The organism is Enterobacter sp. JS8-1, from assembly GCF_049187015.1.
GTDB lineage: Bacteria > Pseudomonadota > Gammaproteobacteria > Enterobacterales > Enterobacteriaceae > Enterobacter > Enterobacter mori.
The window spans coordinates 1,206,581-1,225,978 of sequence record NZ_CP185805.1; the positions used below are offsets into that span (position 1 = coordinate 1,206,581).

At 52.9% G+C, this 19,398-nt stretch carries 17 protein-coding genes, 2 tRNA genes and 2 pseudogenes; 16 read left to right on the forward strand and 5 right to left on the reverse strand.

Annotated features, from left to right (window positions below; genetic code table 11):
• Position 1 precedes the first annotated feature (1 nt).
• Positions 2 to 868 carry a bifunctional methylenetetrahydrofolate dehydrogenase/methenyltetrahydrofolate cyclohydrolase FolD gene (gene folD, locus ACOQH0_RS05650; RefSeq protein WP_010428257.1) on the reverse strand — a complete coding sequence of 289 codons (867 nt, stop codon included), beginning with the start codon at positions 866 to 868 and terminating at the stop codon, positions 2 to 4.
• A gap of 309 nt (positions 869 to 1,177) precedes the next feature.
• On the opposite strand from folD, the gene fimA reads away from it, so the two are divergent.
• The 6 genes from fimA to sfmF all read left to right on the forward strand — a co-directional run bounded on the left by fimA (position 1,178) and on the right by sfmF (position 7,208).
• Positions 1,178 to 1,741 (forward strand): type 1 fimbrial major subunit FimA, encoded by a 564-nt coding sequence (gene fimA / locus ACOQH0_RS05655; RefSeq protein WP_089599404.1) that lies wholly within the window; start codon positions 1,178 to 1,180, stop codon positions 1,739 to 1,741.
• Between the two features lie 69 nt (positions 1,742 to 1,810).
• Positions 1,811 to 2,353, forward strand: coding sequence for a type 1 fimbrial protein subunit FimI (fimI, locus tag ACOQH0_RS05660; RefSeq protein ID WP_010428261.1), 543 nt, complete (start codon positions 1,811 to 1,813; stop codon positions 2,351 to 2,353).
• Between the two features lie 34 nt (positions 2,354 to 2,387).
• Positions 2,388 to 3,080, forward strand: coding sequence for a type 1 fimbria chaperone FimC (fimC, locus tag ACOQH0_RS05665; protein WP_256460000.1), 693 nt, complete (start codon positions 2,388 to 2,390; stop codon positions 3,078 to 3,080).
• 14 nt (positions 3,081 to 3,094) lie between these two features.
• Entirely contained in the window at positions 3,095 to 5,656 is a 2,562-nt protein-coding gene (locus ACOQH0_RS05670; RefSeq protein ID WP_421511724.1) for a fimbrial biogenesis usher protein, read from the forward strand.
• A 13-nt stretch (positions 5,657 to 5,669) separates the two neighbouring features.
• A complete protein-coding gene (gene fimH / locus ACOQH0_RS05675) occupies positions 5,670 to 6,674 on the forward strand; it encodes a type 1 fimbria D-mannose specific adhesin FimH (RefSeq protein WP_010428267.1) in 1,005 nt (334 codons plus the stop codon).
• A 9-nt stretch (positions 6,675 to 6,683) separates the two neighbouring features.
• Entirely contained in the window at positions 6,684 to 7,208 is a 525-nt protein-coding gene (gene sfmF, locus ACOQH0_RS05680) for a fimbria assembly protein (protein WP_010428269.1), read from the forward strand.
• Positions 7,209 to 7,259: 51 nt separating this feature from the next.
• Here sfmF and fimZ read toward each other — a convergent pair whose 3' ends face one another.
• From fimZ to ACOQH0_RS05695, 3 genes are all read right to left on the reverse strand, one after another.
• A complete protein-coding gene (gene fimZ / locus ACOQH0_RS05685) occupies positions 7,260 to 7,892 on the reverse strand; it encodes a fimbria biosynthesis transcriptional regulator FimZ (protein ID WP_010428271.1) in 633 nt (210 codons plus the stop codon).
• Positions 7,893 to 8,702: 810 nt separating this feature from the next.
• On the reverse strand, positions 8,703 to 9,419 hold the full coding sequence (locus ACOQH0_RS05690; protein ID WP_421511726.1) for a helix-turn-helix transcriptional regulator: 717 nt from the start codon (positions 9,417 to 9,419) through the stop codon (positions 8,703 to 8,705).
• Between the two features lie 24 nt (positions 9,420 to 9,443).
• Positions 9,444 to 10,142, reverse strand: coding sequence for an EAL domain-containing protein (locus ACOQH0_RS05695; protein ID WP_256459996.1), 699 nt, complete (start codon positions 10,140 to 10,142; stop codon positions 9,444 to 9,446).
• Positions 10,143 to 10,420: 278 nt separating this feature from the next.
• On the opposite strand from ACOQH0_RS05695, the gene ACOQH0_RS05700 reads away from it, so the two are divergent.
• From ACOQH0_RS05700 to ACOQH0_RS05715, 4 genes and pseudogenes are all read left to right on the forward strand, one after another.
• Positions 10,421 to 10,497 (forward strand) — tRNA-Arg (locus ACOQH0_RS05700).
• A gap of 132 nt (positions 10,498 to 10,629) precedes the next feature.
• Positions 10,630 to 10,880, forward strand: a pseudogene (locus tag ACOQH0_RS05705) (tyrosine-type recombinase/integrase); the annotation flags it as partial.
• 377 nt (positions 10,881 to 11,257) lie between these two features.
• Positions 11,258 to 11,392, forward strand: a pseudogene (locus tag ACOQH0_RS05710) (helix-turn-helix domain-containing protein); the annotation flags it as partial.
• Positions 11,393 to 11,433: 41 nt separating this feature from the next.
• On the forward strand, positions 11,434 to 12,186 hold the full coding sequence (locus tag ACOQH0_RS05715; protein ID WP_421511727.1) for a DUF4225 domain-containing protein: 753 nt from the start codon (positions 11,434 to 11,436) through the stop codon (positions 12,184 to 12,186).
• A 524-nt stretch (positions 12,187 to 12,710) separates the two neighbouring features.
• On the opposite strand, the gene ACOQH0_RS05720 is transcribed toward ACOQH0_RS05715, so the two are convergent.
• Positions 12,711 to 12,941, reverse strand: a complete 231-nt coding sequence (locus ACOQH0_RS05720) for a helix-turn-helix transcriptional regulator (RefSeq protein ID WP_410975298.1) — start codon at positions 12,939 to 12,941, stop codon at positions 12,711 to 12,713.
• Positions 12,942 to 13,376: 435 nt separating this feature from the next.
• Between ACOQH0_RS05720 and ACOQH0_RS05725 the strand changes: the two genes are divergently transcribed.
• The 6 genes from ACOQH0_RS05725 (at position 13,377) to ACOQH0_RS05750 (ending at position 19,298) form a co-directional block, all read left to right on the forward strand.
• Positions 13,377 to 13,452 (forward strand) — tRNA-Thr (locus ACOQH0_RS05725).
• 79 nt (positions 13,453 to 13,531) lie between these two features.
• The gene (locus ACOQH0_RS05730) at positions 13,532 to 14,362 is read left to right on the forward strand and encodes a CPBP family intramembrane glutamic endopeptidase (protein ID WP_421511728.1); all 831 of its coding nucleotides are present in this window, start codon (positions 13,532 to 13,534) and stop codon (positions 14,360 to 14,362) included.
• A gap of 97 nt (positions 14,363 to 14,459) precedes the next feature.
• The gene (uilS, locus tag ACOQH0_RS05735) at positions 14,460 to 15,320 is read left to right on the forward strand and encodes a UilS family quorum-quenching N-acyl-homoserine lactonase (protein WP_421511729.1); all 861 of its coding nucleotides are present in this window, start codon (positions 14,460 to 14,462) and stop codon (positions 15,318 to 15,320) included.
• Between the two features lie 329 nt (positions 15,321 to 15,649).
• The gene (locus ACOQH0_RS05740) at positions 15,650 to 16,666 is read left to right on the forward strand and encodes an iron ABC transporter substrate-binding protein (RefSeq protein WP_089599399.1); all 1,017 of its coding nucleotides are present in this window, start codon (positions 15,650 to 15,652) and stop codon (positions 16,664 to 16,666) included.
• 24 nt (positions 16,667 to 16,690) lie between these two features.
• Positions 16,691 to 18,265, forward strand: a complete 1,575-nt coding sequence (locus ACOQH0_RS05745; protein WP_421511730.1) for an ABC transporter permease — start codon at positions 16,691 to 16,693, stop codon at positions 18,263 to 18,265.
• A 1-nt stretch (position 18,266) separates the two neighbouring features.
• The gene (locus ACOQH0_RS05750) at positions 18,267 to 19,298 is read left to right on the forward strand and encodes an ABC transporter ATP-binding protein (protein WP_421511731.1); all 1,032 of its coding nucleotides are present in this window, start codon (positions 18,267 to 18,269) and stop codon (positions 19,296 to 19,298) included.
• The last annotated feature ends 100 nt before the right edge of the window (positions 19,299 to 19,398 follow it).

Below are 19,398 nucleotides of genomic sequence, written 5' to 3' on the forward strand. Positions count from 1 at the left end.
CTTATGCTTCCTCTACGTCGTGGTACTCTTCGCATGCCTGCAAAGTATTCTGAATCAGTGTTGCAACGGTCATCGGGCCCACGCCGCCCGGGACCGGCGTAATGTATGAGGCACGCGCCGCGGCATCTTCGTACACCACGTCGCCGACCACTTTGCCGCTTTCCAGACGGTTGATGCCCACGTCCACAACAATCGCGCCCTCTTTAATCCACTCGCCCGGAATAAAGCCCGGCTTGCCGACCGCGACGATCAGCAGATCGGCATTTTCAACGTGGTGGCGCAGGTTTTTGGTGAAGCGGTGGGTCACGGTGGTGGTGCAGCCCGCCAGCAGCAGCTCCATGCTCATCGGACGGCCCACGATGTTAGAGGCGCCAATCACCACGGCGTTCAGGCCGTAGGTGTCGATGTTATAGCGCTCCAGCAGCGTCACAATGCCGCGTGGCGTGCACGGGCGCAGACGCGGCGCGCGCTGGCACAGGCGGCCCACGTTGTATGGATGGAAACCGTCCACGTCTTTGTCCGGTGCGATACGTTCCAGCACCTTCACGTTGTCGATGCCCGCAGGCAGCGGCAGCTGTACCAGAATGCCGTCGATCTCGTTATCGGCATTCAGGGTGTCAATAAGTTCCAGCAGTTCCGCTTCGCTGGTGGTCTCAGGCAAATCGTAAGAGCGGGAGACGAACCCCACCTCTTCACACGCTTTGCGTTTGCTGCCGACATAAATCTGCGATGCCGGGTTGCTGCCAACCAGCACAACGGCCAGCCCGGGGGCGCGTTTTCCGGCGGCTTTACGCGCCTTCACTTTTTCAGCGACCTCAGAGCGCACCTGCTGCGCAATCGTTTTACCGTCAATAATCTTTGCTGCCATCAGAGAGAAGATTCCGTCTGTAACGTTTGAAAGGGGGGATTGCCTATATTTTGTCAGAAGCGAGCGCCGCTGTCAGTCACCCTTTGCGAGATTTCATCACGGGGCCGCAAAACCTTGTGGAAGGTATGGTCAATTTCCTAGGCGGGAATAGGATGTGACCTGGTAAAATGGCAGTGTTTTGACATATTTTAAAATAGTTTCCTGAGCTACTTTGTCTCCTCCGAAATAAGCTTTCAATTAATCAATTGAACGTATTTCTTATTCCCGATTATCCGCGGGAAGGGTTATTTACATTTTAAAGGAATAGACATGAAACTCAGCAACATTGCTTCTACTGTTATTGCAACTTTGGCCCTGGTCGCGGGTGCCGCTCATGCAGAAGATACCACAACGCCTGTTTCCGTTAATGGCGGTACCGTGCATTTCAAAGGTGAATTAGTGAATGCTGCGTGTTCAGTAAATACTGATTCTTCCGAGCAGACGGTTAATCTCGGTCAGTACCGTACCGCGAAATTCACCAAAGTGGGTGACACCACCTCCAATATTCCGTTCACCATCGAACTGAACGATTGCGATCCGCTGGTAGCGAAAACCGCTGCGGTGGCATTCACCGGTCAGATCGACGCGACGGATAAAACCCTGCTGGCGGTCACCTCTGGCAATAACGACAACACCGCGAAAGGCGTGGGTATCGAGATCCTCGACAGTAAATCCAGCGTCCTGACCCCAGACGGTGCCACCTTCTCTGCCGCGCAGAACCTGATTGAAGGTACTAACACCCTGAACTTCACCGCGCGCTATAAAGCCACTGCTGCGACCACCGAGCCAGGCCAGGCGAACGCTGACGCTACCTTCGTGATGAAATACGAGTAATGCCTGAGTACAGGGATGTGGTCGACCTCAGGGAGGAGGTCTTTTAATCGCTAATGCCGGGAACGAAGGATGACAAGGACTGGGATACTGTTTTTTGCCCTTGCGATTGCCTCAGCGGTAAACGCACATACCGTGGTAATCGACGGCGGCAAGGTTCACCTGAGAGGGGAACTGGTCAACGGCGGCTGCGCCGTGGCGCCTGATAGCCAGAATATGCGCGTGGATATGGGTCAGTACCGCACCAACTCATTTTCCGGCGTCGGCAGTTTTTCCACGGTAAACGTGCCTTTCACCGTACGGCTGCTCGACTGCAGCGTGGACGTTTCTCGTACCGTGGGGATCCAGTTTCAGGGCGCAACCCCTGCAGAAGATCCGCAGGTTTTCCTGGCGACATCGCGGCCAGGTGAAGCCCCTGTCAGCAGCGGCGTTGGGCTGGCGCTTTTCGACGAACAACAACGTCAGATTATCCCGAACGCCACGGCGGTCAGCTGGCTGCCCATTGATACCCGCGAGCTGGCGTTTCATTTCAGCGCTCGCTACCGGGCGATTTCCGAACACCTCGTGCCAGGCAATATTCAGTCGGATGTCTGGTTTACGTTGATTTATCCCTGACGCCTGCGAACACATTATTAAAGGTACGGTTGTGATGAACACCCTGATTAAACCCGGACTGTTTTTATCTTTTATTTTGATGATGGTTTCTGCCTGTGCAAATGCATCCGGTGGAATTGCGCTGGGCGCGACGCGCGTGATTTATCCGGCAGATGCAAAACAGACATCGCTGGCGATCACCAACAGTAACAAGCAAGAGCGTTATTTAATTAACGCGTGGATTGAAAACGCCAGCGGGCAAAAAGAAAAAACCTTTGCCGTCACGCCGCCGCTGTTTGTGAGCGAGCCGGACAGCGAAAACACGCTGCGCATTATTTATGCCGGGCCGACCCTGCCCGCCGATCGCGAATCGCTTTTTTACATGAACGTGAAGGCAATTCCGTCAGTGAGTAAGGCGAAAACAGAGAACAATAACGTGCTGCAGCTGGCCATTCTGTCACGCATCAAGCTGTTTGTGCGCCCGGCTAACCTGTCGATGCCGCCGGAAGAGGCGCTCTCCCAGCTACGCTTTGAGCGCGTCGGGAACCACCTGAAGGTGAGCAATGCTTCGCCCTACTACGTCACGCTGGTCAACCTGAAGCTTGGCGGTCAGGCGCTGGAAAACCTGATGGTCGCGCCGAAAAACTCCGCACAGCAGGTGCTGCCAACCGCAGCCAGTGGCACGCTCTCCTGGCAGAGCGTCAATGATTACGGCGCTATTACTCCGGCGCGTAGCGTCAATCTGTGAGCAGAGTCAGGGCGATGAACACTCAATGGCGTTACTGCCCGGTTGCACTGGCATTGATGACAACGCTCTGGCCGCACACCGGCTGGAGCGAAAGCTACTTCAACCCGGCTTTTTTGTCCGACGACGCCGCCAGCGTGGCGGATTTGTCGCGTTTTGAACAAGGACACCAGCAGGCGCCGGGCGTCTATCGCGTGGACATCTGGCGCAACGATGAGTTTATCGGCACGCAGGACGTGCGTTTTGAACAAGCCGAAAACACGCCACCCGTCGCGGGCGGGTTAGCGCCGTGCATTACGCGCGCGATGCTCGACCGTTTCGGCGTCAACATCGCGGCGTTCCCGGAACTGGCAAACGTGCAGGGGGAAACCTGCGTTCCGATGACGACGGCTATTCCCGGCAGCGAAACGGCCTTCAACTTTGCGTCACTGCGCCTGAACGTGAGCCTGCCGCAGGTGGCCATGCAAAACAGCGCCCGGGGCTACATTCCGCCTGAACAGTGGGATGAAGGCATTCCCGCCGCCCTGTTGAATTACAGCTTTACCGGCAACCGCGGCAGCGATGACGACAGCTATTACCTGAACCTGCAGAGCGGGCTGAACTATGGTGCCTGGCGATTACGCAATAACGGCGCGTGGCGTTACACCCAAAGTAACGGTCAGCGTCACAGCAACTGGCAGAATATTGGCACCTGGGCTCAGCGCACCGTCATTCCGCTGAAAAGCGAGCTGGTGCTGGGCGACAGCAATACCGGTAACGATGTTTTCGACAGCGTCGGCTTTCGGGGCGGGCGGCTCTATTCCTCAGACAGCATGTACCCGGACAGCATGCAGGGCTACGCGCCAACCGTGCGCGGTATTGCCCGCACGCCAGCCAAGGTAGCGATCCGCCAGAACGGTTATGTCATTTACCAGAGCTATGTCCAGCCTGGGGCGTTTGCCATTACCGACCTCAACCCGACCTCATCAAGCGGCGATCTTGAGGTAACGGTAGAAGAGAAGGACGGTAGCCAGCAGCGTTACACCGTGCCTTACTCCACCGTGCCGTTGCTGCAGCGTGAAGGTCGCTGGAAATATGACCTGGTGGCGGGGGATTACCGCAGCGGCAACAGCGAGCAGGACACGCCGTTCTTCGCTCAGGGAACGCTCATTACCGGCCTGGCCGACGGCTATACGCTGTACGGCGGCACGCAGCTGGCGTCACGCTATACCGCGATTGCCCTCGGGGCCGGGAAAAACCTCGGGGACTGGGGGGCGGTCTCGCTCGATCTCACCCATGCCCGCAGCCAGCTCGCGGATGACAGCCGCCATGAAGGGCAGTCCCTGCGCTTCCTTTACGCAAAATCCCTTAACGGCTTCGGCACCAACTTCCAGCTGCTGGGCTATCGCTACTCTACCAAAGGGTTCTACACACTGGACGATGTGGCGTGGCGCTCAATGGAAGGCTACCAGTATGGCGAAGGTCAGGACGATGACGGCGTGCCGGACGTGCAGAGTTATCACAACCTGACGTGGAACAAAAAGGGGCGCTTCCAGCTCAACATTTCCCAGTCGCTGGGGGACTACGGCTCGGTTTACCTCTCCGGTAGCCAGCAGAGCTATTGGGGCACCAGCGAATCTAACGTCTGGTATCAGCTGGGCTATGCGGGCGGCGTGAAGGGGATCAACTACTCCGTGTCCTGGTCGTGGAACAAGGCCGTTGGGATCGACGGTACGGACCGAATTGCGTCGTTTAACGTCTCCGTGCCGTTCAGCCTGTTTACCCGTCACGGCTATCGCCGCGATAGCGCCATCGACAGAGCCTACGCTACCGCTTCTGCCAGCCGCAACAGCGACGGCGATACCAGCTGGCAGACCGGTGTGAGCGGAACACTGCTCGAAGACCGCAACCTGAACTACAGCGTCACGCAGGGGCACGCCAGCAATAACGGTGCAAGCGGCAGCGCCAGCGCCAACTGGCAGGCGACCTACGGCACGCTGGGCGTGGGCTACAACTACGCCCGCGACCAGCACGATCTCAACTGGCAGCTTTCTGGCGGCGTGGTGGGGCATTCAGACGGGGTGACCTTCAGCCAGCCGCTGGGCGACACCAACGTGCTGATCAAAGCGCCGGGCGCCTCCGGAGTGAGCGTGGAAAACCAGACCGGGGTGAAAACCGACTGGCGAGGCTATGCGGTGATGCCGTATGCCACCGTCTACCGCTACAACCGCGTGGCGTTGGACACCAATACCATGAGCAACAACACCGACATCGAAAATAACGTGAGCAGCGTGGTGCCGACCAAAGGGGCGCTGGTGCGCGCCAGCTTCGATACCCGTATTGGCGTGCGCGCTCTGCTGACCGTCAAGCGCGGCGACCAGCCCGTGCCGTTTGGCGCGGTGGTACGTGAAACGCAAAGCGGCGTCACCAGCATGGTGGGGGATGACGGGCAGATTTACCTCGGCGGGCTGCCGCTGGAAGGTGAGCTGCTTATCCAGTGGGGCGACGGAAAACAGTCCCAGTGCCGTGCAAGCTATCACTTACCACCGGAAAGCCTGAACCAGGCCATTACGCTGGCGGGGGCACGCTGTGAACGCTAACAGGAACCCAATCATGACCATTATCCGTAGCATATTTGGCGCGGCAGTGTTGTGCAGCGCACTGCCCACATGGGCCACGGTGTGCCAGAACTCCACCGGCGTGGCGAAGGATATTTCCTACGATCTCTCCAACGTGTTTAACAGCTCTAACAACAGGCCGGGGGAGATTGTCACCCTGGCGCAAAAATCTGGACTGGTGGGGGTGAATGCCATTTGTCCCCGCGGGACAACCGGTAAATCCACCATGCGCAGCTATGTCACCGACTTGCCCATTACCACGGTGATCGACAGCTATAAATATGTGAAGCTGAATGAGTACCTTGACGGCGCCATGCAGATCCACGATGACTTTGCGGGCACGTTCTACCCTCCCGCGAATTATATCCAGATGGGGCAGCACCCCAACGTACCGAATAACAAGGCTTTCCCGGTGACCGATTCCAAACTGGTTTTCCGTCTGAGGGTAACGCGGCGCTTTATCAATATGGTGGTGATCCCGCAGCAGACCATGTTCAGGGTCTATGTCACGACGACAACCGCCGATCCGCTTAATACGCCGGTCTATACCATCAGCTACAGCGGAACGATTCAGGTACCGCAAAGCTGTGCGATCAACGCAGGCCAGGTCGTGGAGTTTGATTTTGGCGATATTGGTGCGTCGTTGTTTAGCCAGGCTGGTGCCGGAAATCGGCCGCAGAAGGTTACGCCTCAAAGCAAAACCATTGCCATTAAATGCACAAACGTTGAAGCCAATGCGTATCTGACGATGCGTATCGAAGCGGAGAAAGTGTCTGGTAACGCGCTGGTTTCTAATAATCCCGATCTGGGGTTTGTGGTCGCTAACGAAAGCGGCACGCCGCTGACGCCTAACACGCTCACCAGCAAAATTCCGTTCCGCCTGGATGACAGCGCTCAGGCACAGGTCGGCATTCGGGTCTGGCCTGTGAGCGTGACGGGCAACAAGCCTGCCGAGGGCCGTTTCACCTCGCGCGGCTATCTTCGCGTGGATTACGATTAAGGAGGAGCAATGGGACACTGGAGCAGGTACATTGCTGCGGGAGTACTGATGATGCTTCACGCTGGCGCTCAGGCGGCCACGGCGCTGGGGGAAATCAATATTGAGATGTCCGGCAACATCGTCGATTTCACCTGCGTGGCCGAAGGCAATGACAGCGATAAGGTCGTCACGCTCGGCACCTGGCCGACCAAACAGCTAAGAACCACGGGGAGCCGCACGCAGCCCATGCCGTTTACGCTGAAGCTGACCGGCTGTCCTCCTGGCGCCGCCTCCATTACGTTTTCGGGAAAAGCAGACGGCAGCGACAGCGGTTTGCTGGCGCTCAATGATGGCAGTACGGCGGGTCAGGTTGCCGTGGAGATCCGCGATGCGGATAAAACACGGCTGGATCTTCAGCAGGCCAGCCAGCCGGTAACGGTTGATGCAGAAGGTAATGCGGTACTGTCGTTTTATGCCAATTATATTGCCACAGCGGATAACCCTCAGCCGGGACGGGCTGATGCGGATGCCACGTTTATGATCAATTATAATTAGCGCTGACCGCACTCCCTGCAACTCGCTTAAGTTGCGGGGAGTGAATTCAGTTTATAGCAGTTCGTGTGCTTTCGCGTAATCTATTAATTCCACAATGCTCTGTACGCCGAGCTTGGAATAAATATTGGATTTGTGCGCGCTAATGGTTTTGTTGCTTAATAGCAACTGCTCCGCAATCTCCTTATTGGATAATCCATTCGCCAGATAGCGTAACACCGTGACTTCGCGATTCGATAATGGCATATCCGGCGTGATACCTTTCCCGGAGCCCAGATGATTTATAAAGTTCAGCGTTTCTGACGGGAAAAAAGAATAGCCCATCAGTATCATTTCCACCGCGTTGTAGATCTCACCCAAATCTTTTCGCTTGCTGACAAAGCCATTGGCCCCTGCGCGAATGGCGCGTCCCGCGTAAAACGACTCTGATTTTGACGAGAGGAACAGAACCTTGATGTCTTTGTTTAGGTTTCTGATTCTCTTAAGTAATGAAAACCCATCGGTTCCCGTCAGTTCGATGTCCAGGATAACCAGATCGATGGGGTGGTTGCGAATACAATCAAGCACTTCATGGCTATCGCCAGACTTGAGTTTGACTATGATATTTTTATTTTTCTGTAGCAGGACTTCTATCGACATTCTGACAATAGGGTGTTCGTCCATAATGATAACGGATGCCGGTTTCATTTTTAATGCCTCAGATTGTTAAAAGCGTTATGCGGAGTTTTGTTCAAACTCTCGAAATGCCGGAAGGATATAGATGGTGATCCTTATACGGTAGTAATTCCCTGGAAAGAGCGAAAGCATCCTTGTTAACGTAGCGAGTAAATTAATGCCTCAGCGCGGTTATCTCATTTGGCTGGTGTGGCAAAAAGGTTTTTCTTATTCATATTTGCAACGCATCTTATTATACCGTGTAAGTTTTCTCCGAAAACCCTGTAAATTAATCCTGGTCCATTGCTTTGTATTATCTTCTGGATCTGAATCGCTATTATTTTAAATTTAGCGCAAATGTCCTGCTATTCCATTTACCACATTTTTTCATCTTTATGTAATAACAAAAAATGACATATATCACTTTGTGTTAATTGATTGTTAACAAAACGAGGTGGGGAAAGTGGTGCGGTACTTTCACGGCAAGCGCAAAAAAACGGCACAACAGGGGGTAAAACCTTCAACTGAAAGCGCGTGGCGACCGGCGGAAAAAAGCGAAACTGAGCAGCAGGATATGCTGCAGTATCCTGCACTCGCGCCTGGCCGGTACAGATAAACTGCTTGTTTTTACATCATTATCATATTTTTAACGGACTCCTGGAGAGCTTAACGGATGGAGGAAAGTGCTGCTATTACCGTTTTCTGTAATATTTCACTTGGTTTAAGTGGTTGAATTAGGAATAGTTGTAATTTTGAATGAAATGTTAATTTGAAACAAAAATTTAACACAAATAGTAGGTTATTTCTTAAAGGTCTTTAGGAATGAACGGGTTAATGCCTAAGTCAAAACGTGCAGTCTGAGAGATTATTAAGAAGGTGCAGTAATTCCTGGCGGTGGTTTAACCCCAGCTTGGTCAAAATGCAGCCGAGACGATAGATAATGCGGCTATAGGGGTGGTTTTGAATCAGGGCAATCTGACGCAGCGTTTTGCCGCGAGAAAGTTCCTGCAGTATGGGCCATTCGTTGCGCGTGAACCACTCTTTCACCGAGCCTTGCGGCGGCTTTGTTTCCAGCAGGTACTGCTGCAGTGCCGCAGCGGGCAACTGACGTTCAAGTACATGAAAGGGCCCCGCCGCTTTGCAGAACAGGCGAGTATCGTAATCATCTGCCCTGACAAGTAGATGGGGGGTAAGAAAAGGCGGGTAGAGGCTATATCGTCTTAGCTGATCCAGTTTGTCGATCAGAGCCGTGGCGCGGCTGTCGATATCGACCACCAGACGCGCGGAGGGCCACTGATTCAACGCACTTAAGGCATCTTCCAGCACCGGATAGTCAGAGCAACAGCTTAGCGGGAAATTCCCGTTCAGCATTCCGGTGCGCAGGTAATGATCTTCCGTGACCAGAATGATAAACGGGGCGTCAGTTTTATGGGTCAGGCTGGTGGACTGGCTCAAAAATTCGAGTCGGTCAAAGAAGGGGGGAGCAAAAGGCGAGCGTGTAAATCCCAGTGCGTCACTTCCTGTACGACGCCGACGGTAACGGCGCACTGTCATTCCCATGGCCTCCCTCCTGGAGATGGCTGTTTAATCCTCCGGCCATGTCCAGGATGGCCAGTAATACCCCTGGCCGAGTTGTGCCCCTGCCTGGCGTGCGCAGGAACGATCCCGTTCAGTCTCAATACCTTCGATAAGCACCTTCCCGGCGAGCCGAAAACAGCGGGAAACCAGTTCCCCCAGCGCAGGGGTGGCGCGCATACGCCAGAAGGTTTCTTTGTCGATTTTTATGCCGCTGAGTGGCAGTGGCCAGGATAAGAAGGGCTGGACAACGCTGTCATCAACGTCATCCAGCCAGATGCGGTGACCCTTTATGGTCAGCTGCTTCAGGCGCTGGGCCAAGACTTGCCGCTGTGTATCGGAGAGTGCGAAAAAGTCGACAGGGTCGACAATCTCTATATTCAGCGGCGGGCTTCGCAGTTGCAGCAGACGCTGAAAAAGTTCTGGCACCATGAGTACGGTTATCGGCAGATTGATGAAAATATTGTTACAGGCGACCGCGTTTTTTAGCACACGAAGCTGCACTTCCAGCAGCATAAGCGACTGTTCTGCCGATTGTTCGCGGAAAAAATCTTCACTTTGCAGCGTGGGTGACAGAACGCTGAGCACCTCAACGCCGATCCTGTGCGAAGAGGCGAGGGCAACGATGGGCTCAAGTTTGATACCGGTGATATCATGAGAAATGTGCTTTAGCCGGGGAGGCGTATAGGTCAGGTTTTGCGCTGTCACTCCATTGTCCTGTTGTCTGTCAGCCTCCAGGCGGCCGGGATACCTTGCACCAGTGTGACGAGGTGGCCTACAGGAAAACAGCAGGCGTTACTTAAAAGCAGCTAAGCCTTTTCGCAGCGGTAAATTCTACGTGGGATGTAGTGAAAATGTTGAAAAAACAGCCGTATTTACAATCAGCTAGCCGTTATCGATACAGATCGGGGAAAAGGCATTGACTCACCTGCCATTGACCGTATAATTCCACGCGTTTCACCACCGCGAAGTTCACGCTTCTCTGTGCGCCCTTAGCTCAGTTGGATAGAGCAACGGCCTTCTAAGCCGTAGGTCGTAGGTTCGAATCCTACAGGGCGTGCCATTTAATTTCAGATAGTTACGTCTCCCTCGCTTTCTCCAGATTTCCGCTGTGGGACATCTTGGGGACATCACCCCCGAAAAATGAGTGAATTTGCTCAGCATGCTCTGTTAAATGGTTAGGTGCTGAGTGGGCATATTTACTTATGCTGCCATCACCGGCAGGGCCGAGTACAATCCGGTCACTGATTTGGCAGGGCTCTGAAATCCCCCAAATAGCAAAATTTCCCTCATCTTTCACCAGCTCAACTTGGCCCCTTCAAACAAGCTTTCGACGCATATAGCGGTAGTAAAATTACCCGTATCGCGACACTGCTTCTTATATAACTCAGTGTCCGAACCATCGAACTTCGTGCTGCTGAGTGGCATGAATTTGATCTGAGCAAAATCCTGTTAATGAGCTTATGAGAATCAGGGCGCTTGCACTCGCTGCCGGCTATTTATTCACTACCGGGAAAGAGGCGACTCTGTTGTATGAACTTGTATATTTAATGGGGGGAAATCGCTCGCAAGGCACTCGAGCATGAAGGTGTATTATCTAGTTCGTTACTATGGGTGGCTTACGCCACCCATATTTCATCCATCCACCTTCATGTCAGCCGATCTTTCAACGTTATCCCAAACATCATAGGCGTTAACCATATTTCCCAGCCTTGAGAAACAGGCATTCATGCAGCGCAGTCCACGCTGTATAAGCGATGGCACCGTTCTCCTGTCTATGAAATCCGAGTTTTATCGGTTCATATAGCGGATCGGACCCGAGTCGTCTGATTGCGAACGGCGTGGACAGAAAGCAGGTAGCGATTATTTATGACGTGGCTGTGCGCACTTTGTATAAAAATTTCCCGCTCTTACTGCCGCAATTACTGATACGTAAAGGGCTATTGATTGTTGTCTGAACGAATGTATTATTGAACAGTATTTGTGACATGGAGGTCAAATGTATAACCATAATCGTGACAAAAGTCAGTTTGAACATAAAGCGCGAGAAATTGAGCAACTTACAGAGCAAATTTCCGCTAAGCATTTACTTTATGGCACTTCTGGTATGTTTTTTGAAGCTCAGCAGCTCGTAGGTCGTTTGAAAAGAGAGATCGAATCCCACTGCCTAACCTTTCTCGGGGGGACTCAAATCCTTGGCGAACAGATACGACATCTCCATGAACAGGATGATTTGCTTACCTTTAACCGAGCAAAAATATTTATAGTTGTTGAAAAAAACCAGACAACAACGACTATTGCTCTCAAGCAGATTGGTTTCGTCGCAGGCGGAGCACAAGTTTATGGTGGGGCTAGTTTATGCGTAGGATCGCTGGGGCTAGCATGTGCTGCATATGGAGCTCCGATGATTGCTCATGGGTTAAATAATATATACGAAAACGGGTATTATCTTCTTTTCCGTGAAGAACAATCAGGAACCCTGAGAGATGCGTACAGATTAGCTGCAAAAAAGCTGGGTTATGGTAATAAGCAGGCAGATTTAATTTACGGTGTAATTGATCTCTCTTTATCAGCATACGGTGCAGGAAGAAAAGTTCTGGAGCCCAGAGAGAAGTCATGGAGTTTGTTTCACAATATCCAATCTGATTATATCAGAGGCTGGCAAGAGGCATCTAAAACCGCAATTATACTTGACGCGACCAGTAGTAGTATCACGGGTTGGCAGATGTACAAAATAGCTAAAGAGAACTGATTATGTCACAAGATTTAGAATTTTCGCTTTATCCATCTATCTGGCCTGCCGTAGTGTATTTTATAGTGTCAATAGTGGTTTTTTTCTTGCTTTATCTGGGGAAGTTGATAGTTAACAGGCTTCATAAATATCCATTGTTTATTGCTTATATGGTATTTGTAATCGCTATTGCATCCATTCAGATAAACATCTTTGCAAATGGATACGATTTTGTAAGCGGCTTTTTGCATATTGATTTTGATCCCTATCGATATGATTCGGTATATTGGGGATCCTTGTTTTTCTCCATGCTTTACTTGATGGCGACGCCCAAGAACAATTTTTAGCATTCTCACTTTAATAGTGACGCGGTAGTTCAATGTGTCGGCTTGGGTGGCCGAGAAATCTGTTATAAGCAATAGTGGGCTGCCCAGTATGGTTAAGGCCGCAACCAGTGATCCTGAACTTGACGTTCTATGGCGAACATTTTCAGTATCTCCCCGAACGTAAATTTTTTAGCTTGATCGCACGACATCACCACTTAGTCAGAACGGATCACATGTTCCAGGCATGAATCGGGGTTGATAACCACTTTGCCAGGTATAAGAGGATGGCACACCACGGGCTGGTCGTTTTCGAAGTAGGTAATTACTGAGTCTGGGGGAAAGACAACCGCTGCCTATCTTTATCGGCTTTGGGAACGTTCGTTTCCGCATCCATGCGTAAATTGTTGGTTTTCTGAAGCCAATTGCAAAGCAAACCTGTTCAATCCTCATCAAAGTAGTGTTCAACACGTATTTCCTAATTTTGTGGGTACGTTAATGGAAAAAATCACTCTAACCAGAAAGGAAGCCGCTGAACTACTTGGTATCTCAACGACTACAGTGACACACTGGATTCTTGAAGGGCGGCTCAAGGCTTAGCGGGTTAGCGACAGGCCTTAATCACCGTATCTGATTACGCGTGACCTACCCACCCCTGCCGATCCTTCACTCTGCGCCTGATTTTACCCGTTGAATTTGCATGGTTAATTCCAGGTGTGTATCATTTTGCTCCCGGCCCTATAGCCTGTCGGTGAGAACGTTTGTTCCGCCATCGACCGGTCATTGGTATCGTTCCAGCCAGGGCCACCACACCGCCACTAGCTCATCGGGAAGAGCGACAACCAGGATGTTGTAGTACGGGGTTCGAGGCTCCGGTGGCGGACCAACGCCGACTTAGCTCAGTAGGTAGAGCAACTGACTTGTAATCAGTAGGTCACCAGTTCGATTCCGGTAGTCGGCACCATATTTATGACTTCCCCGCGGGATGCCTGCGGCACGACATTCCTTTTCACTGTTGTACATGCCTGTCATGAAGGACAAATATGTGGTATCTACTCGCAACATCGCTTGCCGCGCTTTCCCTTAATAAAAGTCTGGCTTACCTGATGCTGGGGTTAACGGCATTTTTCGGCTGGAAAGAGAGCATTCTGGACGCCCCGGCACTGCTGGTGATTGCATCAATCGTTATTGGTTGGTCTGTTGTTGAATGGCTACGTAATAACAATAATAAATATACTTATCTGCTCGAAGGCCTGTGCGTGGTCGTCGCCGTTGCCCTGTTCTTGCATGCGATCCCGGGCTTCCATAACCCCAAAGTGCTGGATGCAGTCGTCGTTGGCCCGCAAAGCATACCGTTCACTATGTACTTTAATATGGACAAGGCGGTGGTGCCGTTCATTCTAATGACGTGCATGCCAACGTTATTCGTAGCAAAACCACTCTATAACGCTGGCAAGGCTGGCTGGGGAATATTGGTTCTTGCGATACCCGTGCTGTTACTTCTTGCTGTTGCATTGGGCGGGCTGAGAATTGAGCCACATGCGCCAGAATGGTTCGCTCAATTTGCCCTTGCGAATATTTTCTTCGTCTCTTTGGCTGAGGAAGCCTTGTTCAGAGGCTACCTGCAGCAACGCTTGTCCAGGATTCTTCATCCTGTTGTCGCGCTGTTGATTGCTTCAGTCATCTTTGGGCTGATGCATTATCGCGGCGGTTTACTACTGATTATTTTTGCCAGCCTCTCCGGTATTATTTACGGCCTGGCGTGGATGTGGAGCGGCAGGCTCTGGGTTGCAACGTTATTTCATTTTGGGCTGAACTGCGTGCATTTATTGTTCTTCACCTATCCGATGTATGCCCCTCACGCGGCGATGTGATGCTTTTTATAACGGCCAGTTCTTATTTGGATTTAAGTCAAATTTTTATATTGACTGGGCTGATAGGCTTACCCCTCTTCATTAGAGGGATAAATATATGTTTTTGACAACACACACATTAAATAATGAGATAGCCTTAACCTTACGTCAGCCGGACAGGGATGAAAAAGCTCCGGTTGTCGTGCTTTGCCACGGGTTTTGCGGGATACAGGACATTTTACTGCCGCGCTATGCTGAAGCATTTACTCACGCTGGCTTTGCGACTATCACATTTGATTACCGTGGTTTCGGCGAAAGCGGTGGGGAGCGAGGAAGGCTGGTTCCATCAATGCAAATTGACGATATCTGTACCGTTATTGACTGGGCGGAGAAGCATCCCGGGCTGGAAGGGCAGCGTATCGCGCTATGGGGGACGTCGCTAGGTGCCTGCCATGTGTTTGCCGCTGCCGTCGAGCGCCCGCAGGTGAAATGCATCATAAGCCAGATGGGGTTTGCGGACGGTGAAGTGATTGTCACCGGCAATATGGATGATAACGACAAGCAGGGGTTCGTCGCCACGCTTGAAAAGATGGTCGAAAAACGCGAGCGCCAGGGTAAGGAGATGTTCGTCGCCATCACGAAGGTACTGGGAGACGAAGAGTCGAAAGCCTTCTTTGAGGCAAATAAAGCGCACTATCCTGCGATGGATATCAAAATACCTTTCCTTACCGTTTATGAAACGCTTCGCTACAAACCTTACCAGTACGCGGAGAAGGTCAGCTGCCCGACGCTCGTGGTGGTGGCCGGAGACGATACGGTTAATGATCCTCAGCAGGGTATTGCGCTATACGAATCCGTCAGCGCCCAGGACAAGCGGCTCTATACCGAGCTGGGCGCAAAACATTATGATTTATATGATGGTAAGCATTTCGATAACGTCATTACCCAGCAGCTGGAATGGTTAACAAAGCGCTTATAAGCGCTGACTGTTTCCATTTCCACTTCACCCCCGCACTGGCGGGGTTTTTTATACGCGCGGCACGCGCAGAGAAAAATGTTCACCGGTGCGCCAGAATAAATAGAAGGCTAATTAATTTTATTATTTACGGGCTTAAGGTTTTCTTAATCTTTAATTAACTCTCCTTTTTAAACTGGATTTTTATCACATGTCATTCCCCTATAAAAAAATTTTCCACTTTTACGTCTAAACTGGATTGATAGTAATTATCATTAGCGTTGTTGTATGATTTAATCCTGTCCCACAAAGCTATGAGTGATTACTCCCGTTGGTCTATTAAGGATATGTTCATGAATTCTCGCCTGCTGTCATGCTTCTCGCTTGCCTTGTTGTCTTCATCACTTTTCCTTTCTACACAATCAGTTGCTGCTGATAATAATCAGGGTATCGTTGTGTATAACGCACAGCATGAAAACCTGGTGCAGTCATGGGTTGATGGCTTTACGAAAGAAACGGGAATTAACGTCACTCTGCGAAACGGCGGTGACAGCGAGCTGGGCAACCAACTGGTTCAGGAAGGCAGCGCATCGCCTGCGGACGTATTTCTGACGGAAAACTCGCCGTCCATGGTATTGGTTGATAACGCTAAATTATTTGCGCCTTTAGAGGCCGATACGTTAAAGCAGGTACCCGCGGAATTTCGTCCAGCGCACGGTCGCTGGATAGGCATCGCCGCGCGTAGCACCGTGTTTGTCTATAATCCGCAAAAATTAAATGAGACACAGCTGCCAGCATCGCTGATGGATCTGGCGAAACCTGAGTGGAAGGGCCGCTGGGCCGCGTCTCCGTCAGGCGCGGATTTCCAGGCGATCGTTAGCGCAATGCTGGCGCTGAAGGGCGAGCAGGCCACGCTGGACTGGCTCAAGGCGATGAAAACCAATTTCGTTGCTTACAAAGGTAACAGCACCGTGATGAAAGCGGTCAACGCGGGCCAGATTGATGGCGGCGTGATCTATCACTACTACCGTTTTGTCGATCAGTCCAAAACGGGTGAAAACAGCAAAAATACCCAGCTCTACTATTTCAAACACCAGGATCCGGGCGCTTTTGTCAGCCTCTCTGGCGGTGGCGTGCTGGCATCCAGCAAGCATAAAGCGCAGGCGCAGGCCTTCATCAAATACATCACCGGCAAAGAAGGTCAGGAAAGCCTGCGTACCAACAACGCCTTTGAATATGCCGTCGGCGTGAATGCCGCGTCCAACCCGAAACTGGTTCCGCTGAAGGATCTGGATGCGCCAAAAGTGGAACCTTCCACGCTCAACAGTAAGAAAGTTATCGAGCTGATGACGCAAGCTGGCCTGCTGTGATCCTGAACACAAAGTGAATGTCTTATGTCTGGTTTGAGTCTCGACATCGGTAAAAACCGCGTGCGGAAGCCTGTTCGCAGGCGTCCCGCGCTGCCGATGGTTGCGTTAGCTGTCTTGTTTTCATTACTAGCGCTTCTGCCTTTGGGCTTTATCATTGCCATCGGCATTGAGACCGGCTGGGAAACGATTAAGGCGCTGGTGTTCCGCCCGCGGGTGGCTGAGCTCCTCAGCAACACGCTGTGGCTCATGGCGTTAGCGGTTCCGCTGTGCATTGTGTTGGGCGTGGCGATAGCCTGGCTGACGGAGCGCACAATGCTTGCGGGACGAGGCGTATGGTCGGCGCTGGCGGTGGCACCGCTGGCGATCCCCGCGTTTGTGCAAAGCTATGCCTGGGTAAGCGTGGTACCGGGCATGCATGGCCTTTCTGCGGGGGTGTTCCTCTCTGTTCTGGCCTACTATCCGTTTATCTACATGCCGGTTGCGGCGGTGCTGCGCCGTCTCGATCCCACGCTTGAAGATGTCGCCGCTTCGCTCGGATCGCCTCCCTGGCGGGTCTTTTTCCGCGTGGTGCTGCCTCAGCTTAAACTGGCGATCTGCGGCGGCGCGCTGCTGGTGGCGCTGCACCTGCTGGCGGAGTATGGCCTGTACGTCATGATCCGCTTCGACACCTTCACCACGGCCATTTATGACCAGTTCCAGTCCACGTTCAGCGGCCCGGCCGCGAACATGCTGGCGGGCGTACTGGCCTTATGTTGTCTGGCTATCCTGATGCTTGAAGGCGTCACGCGCGGAAAAACACGCTATGCGCGGATTGGTGCAGGCGCCGCGCGCGAGCAGAAGCGCTGGCCGCTTGAGCCTGCTATGGCGTGGCTGGGACAGCTGCTTTTTCTGACGCTGGTGCTGCTGGCGCTGGGCGTACCCTTAATCGTGTTGTGTCGCTGGATCTGGCTGGGCGGCGTGGAAAACTGGATGAGCGCGGATCTCTGGCACTCGCTGCACCAGACGCTGATGCTCGGCGTGGGCGGCGCGCTGCTGACGACGGCGTGCGTGATCCCCATCGCGTGGCTCGGGATCCGTTATCCACACCGTATTTTCCGTATGCTGGAAGGGTGCATTTATATCACCAGCTCGCTGCCGGGTATTGTGACCGCGCTGGCGCTGGTCACGGTGACTATCCACTATGCCCGTCCGATTTATCAGACGGAAGTGACGCTGTTCCTCGCCTACCTGCTGCTGTTTATGCCCCGCGCGCTCATTAACCTCCGGGCTGGCATTGCGCAGGCGCCGGTTGAGCTGGAAAACGTGGCGCGCAGCCTTGGCAGCACGCCCGCTGAAGCCTTATGGCGCGTCACCCTGCGGCTGGCCGCTCCGGGCGCCGCGGCGGGCGCGGCGCTGGTTTTCCTCGGCGTCAGCAATGAACTGACCGCAACGCTGCTGCTGTCTCCATTGGGAACGCGTACGCTCTCCACCGGCTTCTGGGCTCTCACCAGCGAGATCGATTATGTGGCTGCGGCCCCTTACGCCATGCTAATGATCCTTATCTCACTGCCGCTAACCGCCATTCTTTATATGCAGTCTAAAAAAATTGCAGGGCTATGACATGCTTGAATTAACGTCCATTTCGAAATCGTTTTCCGATGCGCGGGTGCTTGATAATGTGAATCTGAGCGTTTCACCGGGGAGCCGAACGGCGATTGTCGGGCCGTCAGGGTCGGGAAAAACCACGCTGCTGCGTATTCTTGCCGGATTCGAAACCCCTGACAGCGGGCGCATTGTCATGCAGGGACGCACGCTGTTTGATGAACACAATTTTGTGCCCGCCCATCTGCGTGGGATCGGTTTTGTCCCGCAGGAAGGGGCGCTGTTCCCGCACCTTAATGTGGCTGACAACATCGCCTGGGGGCTGGACGGCACGCGGGATGAAAAACGTCAGCGGGTGGACGCGCTGATGGAGAAAGTCTCTCTGGACAGGCAGCTGGCAACGCACTGGCCGCATGAGATTTCCGGTGGACAGCAGCAGCGCGTTGCGCTGGCCCGCGCGCTGGCCCAGCGTCCGTCAGTCATGCTGCTCGACGAACCCTTTTCTGCGCTGGATACCGGGCTGCGCGCCATGACGCGCAAAGCGACCGCCGATCTGCTGGCGGAAGCTGGCGTGGCCTCGATTCTGGTGACGCACGACCAAAACGAAGCCTTGTCCTTTGCCACCCAGGTTGCAGTGATGCGCGGCGGGCGCTTCAGTCAGGTGGGTACGCCTTACGAGGTATACTCCCGGCCCGTTGATGAAGAGACCGCGCTGTTTCTTGGCGATGCGGTGATCCTGCCTGCTCAGCTCTCCAGCGGGTACGCGATGTGCGCGCTGGGTGAAGTGCCCACGGACAATGCCCGTGCGACAGGAGAGGGCAGAGTGATGATGCGCCCGGAACAGCTGCGCGTAACGGCATGCGCCCCGCATGAAAGCCCGGTCTCGATTATTGAGGTCGATTTCACGGGCCATTTGTCCACGCTCACCCTTGCCTTAGGCGGGCAACAGGAGCCTGTTGTTCTGAAAACGGTCAGTCAGGCCGCCTGGAACCCCGGCACGGCGGTGCGCATTGATATCGCGGGTGTCGCACGCGTTTTTGAATATTCTTAATATTCGTTAGTTATTTCATGCAATGGGTTGTTATAGAAGAATTTTCCTGAACGTGTGGAATTTCCTGAGATTCTCTACCATGCTCAATACACCTCATCAT

What these genes read in the sequence shown, in the direction of transcription:
- fimC (WP_256460000.1), top strand. Translation starts at nt 2,388, where the DNA reads ATGAACACCCTGATTAAACCCGGACTGTTTTTATCTTTTATTTTGATG.
- fimZ (WP_010428271.1), bottom strand. Translation starts at nt 7,892, where the DNA reads ATGAAACCGGCATCCGTTATCATTATGGACGAACACCCTATTGTCAGA.
- ACOQH0_RS05720 (WP_410975298.1), bottom strand. Translation starts at nt 12,941, where the DNA reads ATGAGGATTGAACAGGTTTGCTTTGCAATTGGCTTCAGAAAACCAACA.
- folD (WP_010428257.1), bottom strand. Translation starts at nt 868, where the DNA reads ATGGCAGCAAAGATTATTGACGGTAAAACGATTGCGCAGCAGGTGCGC.
- ACOQH0_RS05690 (WP_421511726.1), bottom strand. Translation starts at nt 9,419, where the DNA reads ATGGGAATGACAGTGCGCCGTTACCGTCGGCGTCGTACAGGAAGTGAC.
- ACOQH0_RS05715 (WP_421511727.1), top strand. Translation starts at nt 11,434, where the DNA reads ATGTATAACCATAATCGTGACAAAAGTCAGTTTGAACATAAAGCGCGA.
- ACOQH0_RS05730 (WP_421511728.1), top strand. Translation starts at nt 13,532, where the DNA reads ATGTGGTATCTACTCGCAACATCGCTTGCCGCGCTTTCCCTTAATAAA.
- fimH (WP_010428267.1), top strand. Translation starts at nt 5,670, where the DNA reads ATGACCATTATCCGTAGCATATTTGGCGCGGCAGTGTTGTGCAGCGCA.
- ACOQH0_RS05740 (WP_089599399.1), top strand. Translation starts at nt 15,650, where the DNA reads ATGAATTCTCGCCTGCTGTCATGCTTCTCGCTTGCCTTGTTGTCTTCA.
- fimI (WP_010428261.1), top strand. Translation starts at nt 1,811, where the DNA reads ATGACAAGGACTGGGATACTGTTTTTTGCCCTTGCGATTGCCTCAGCG.
- sfmF (WP_010428269.1), top strand. Translation starts at nt 6,684, where the DNA reads ATGGGACACTGGAGCAGGTACATTGCTGCGGGAGTACTGATGATGCTT.
- ACOQH0_RS05745 (WP_421511730.1), top strand. Translation starts at nt 16,691, where the DNA reads ATGTCTGGTTTGAGTCTCGACATCGGTAAAAACCGCGTGCGGAAGCCT.
- ACOQH0_RS05670 (WP_421511724.1), top strand. Translation starts at nt 3,095, where the DNA reads ATGAACACTCAATGGCGTTACTGCCCGGTTGCACTGGCATTGATGACA.
- uilS (WP_421511729.1), top strand. Translation starts at nt 14,460, where the DNA reads ATGTTTTTGACAACACACACATTAAATAATGAGATAGCCTTAACCTTA.
- ACOQH0_RS05750 (WP_421511731.1), top strand. Translation starts at nt 18,267, where the DNA reads ATGCTTGAATTAACGTCCATTTCGAAATCGTTTTCCGATGCGCGGGTG.
- fimA (WP_089599404.1), top strand. Translation starts at nt 1,178, where the DNA reads ATGAAACTCAGCAACATTGCTTCTACTGTTATTGCAACTTTGGCCCTG.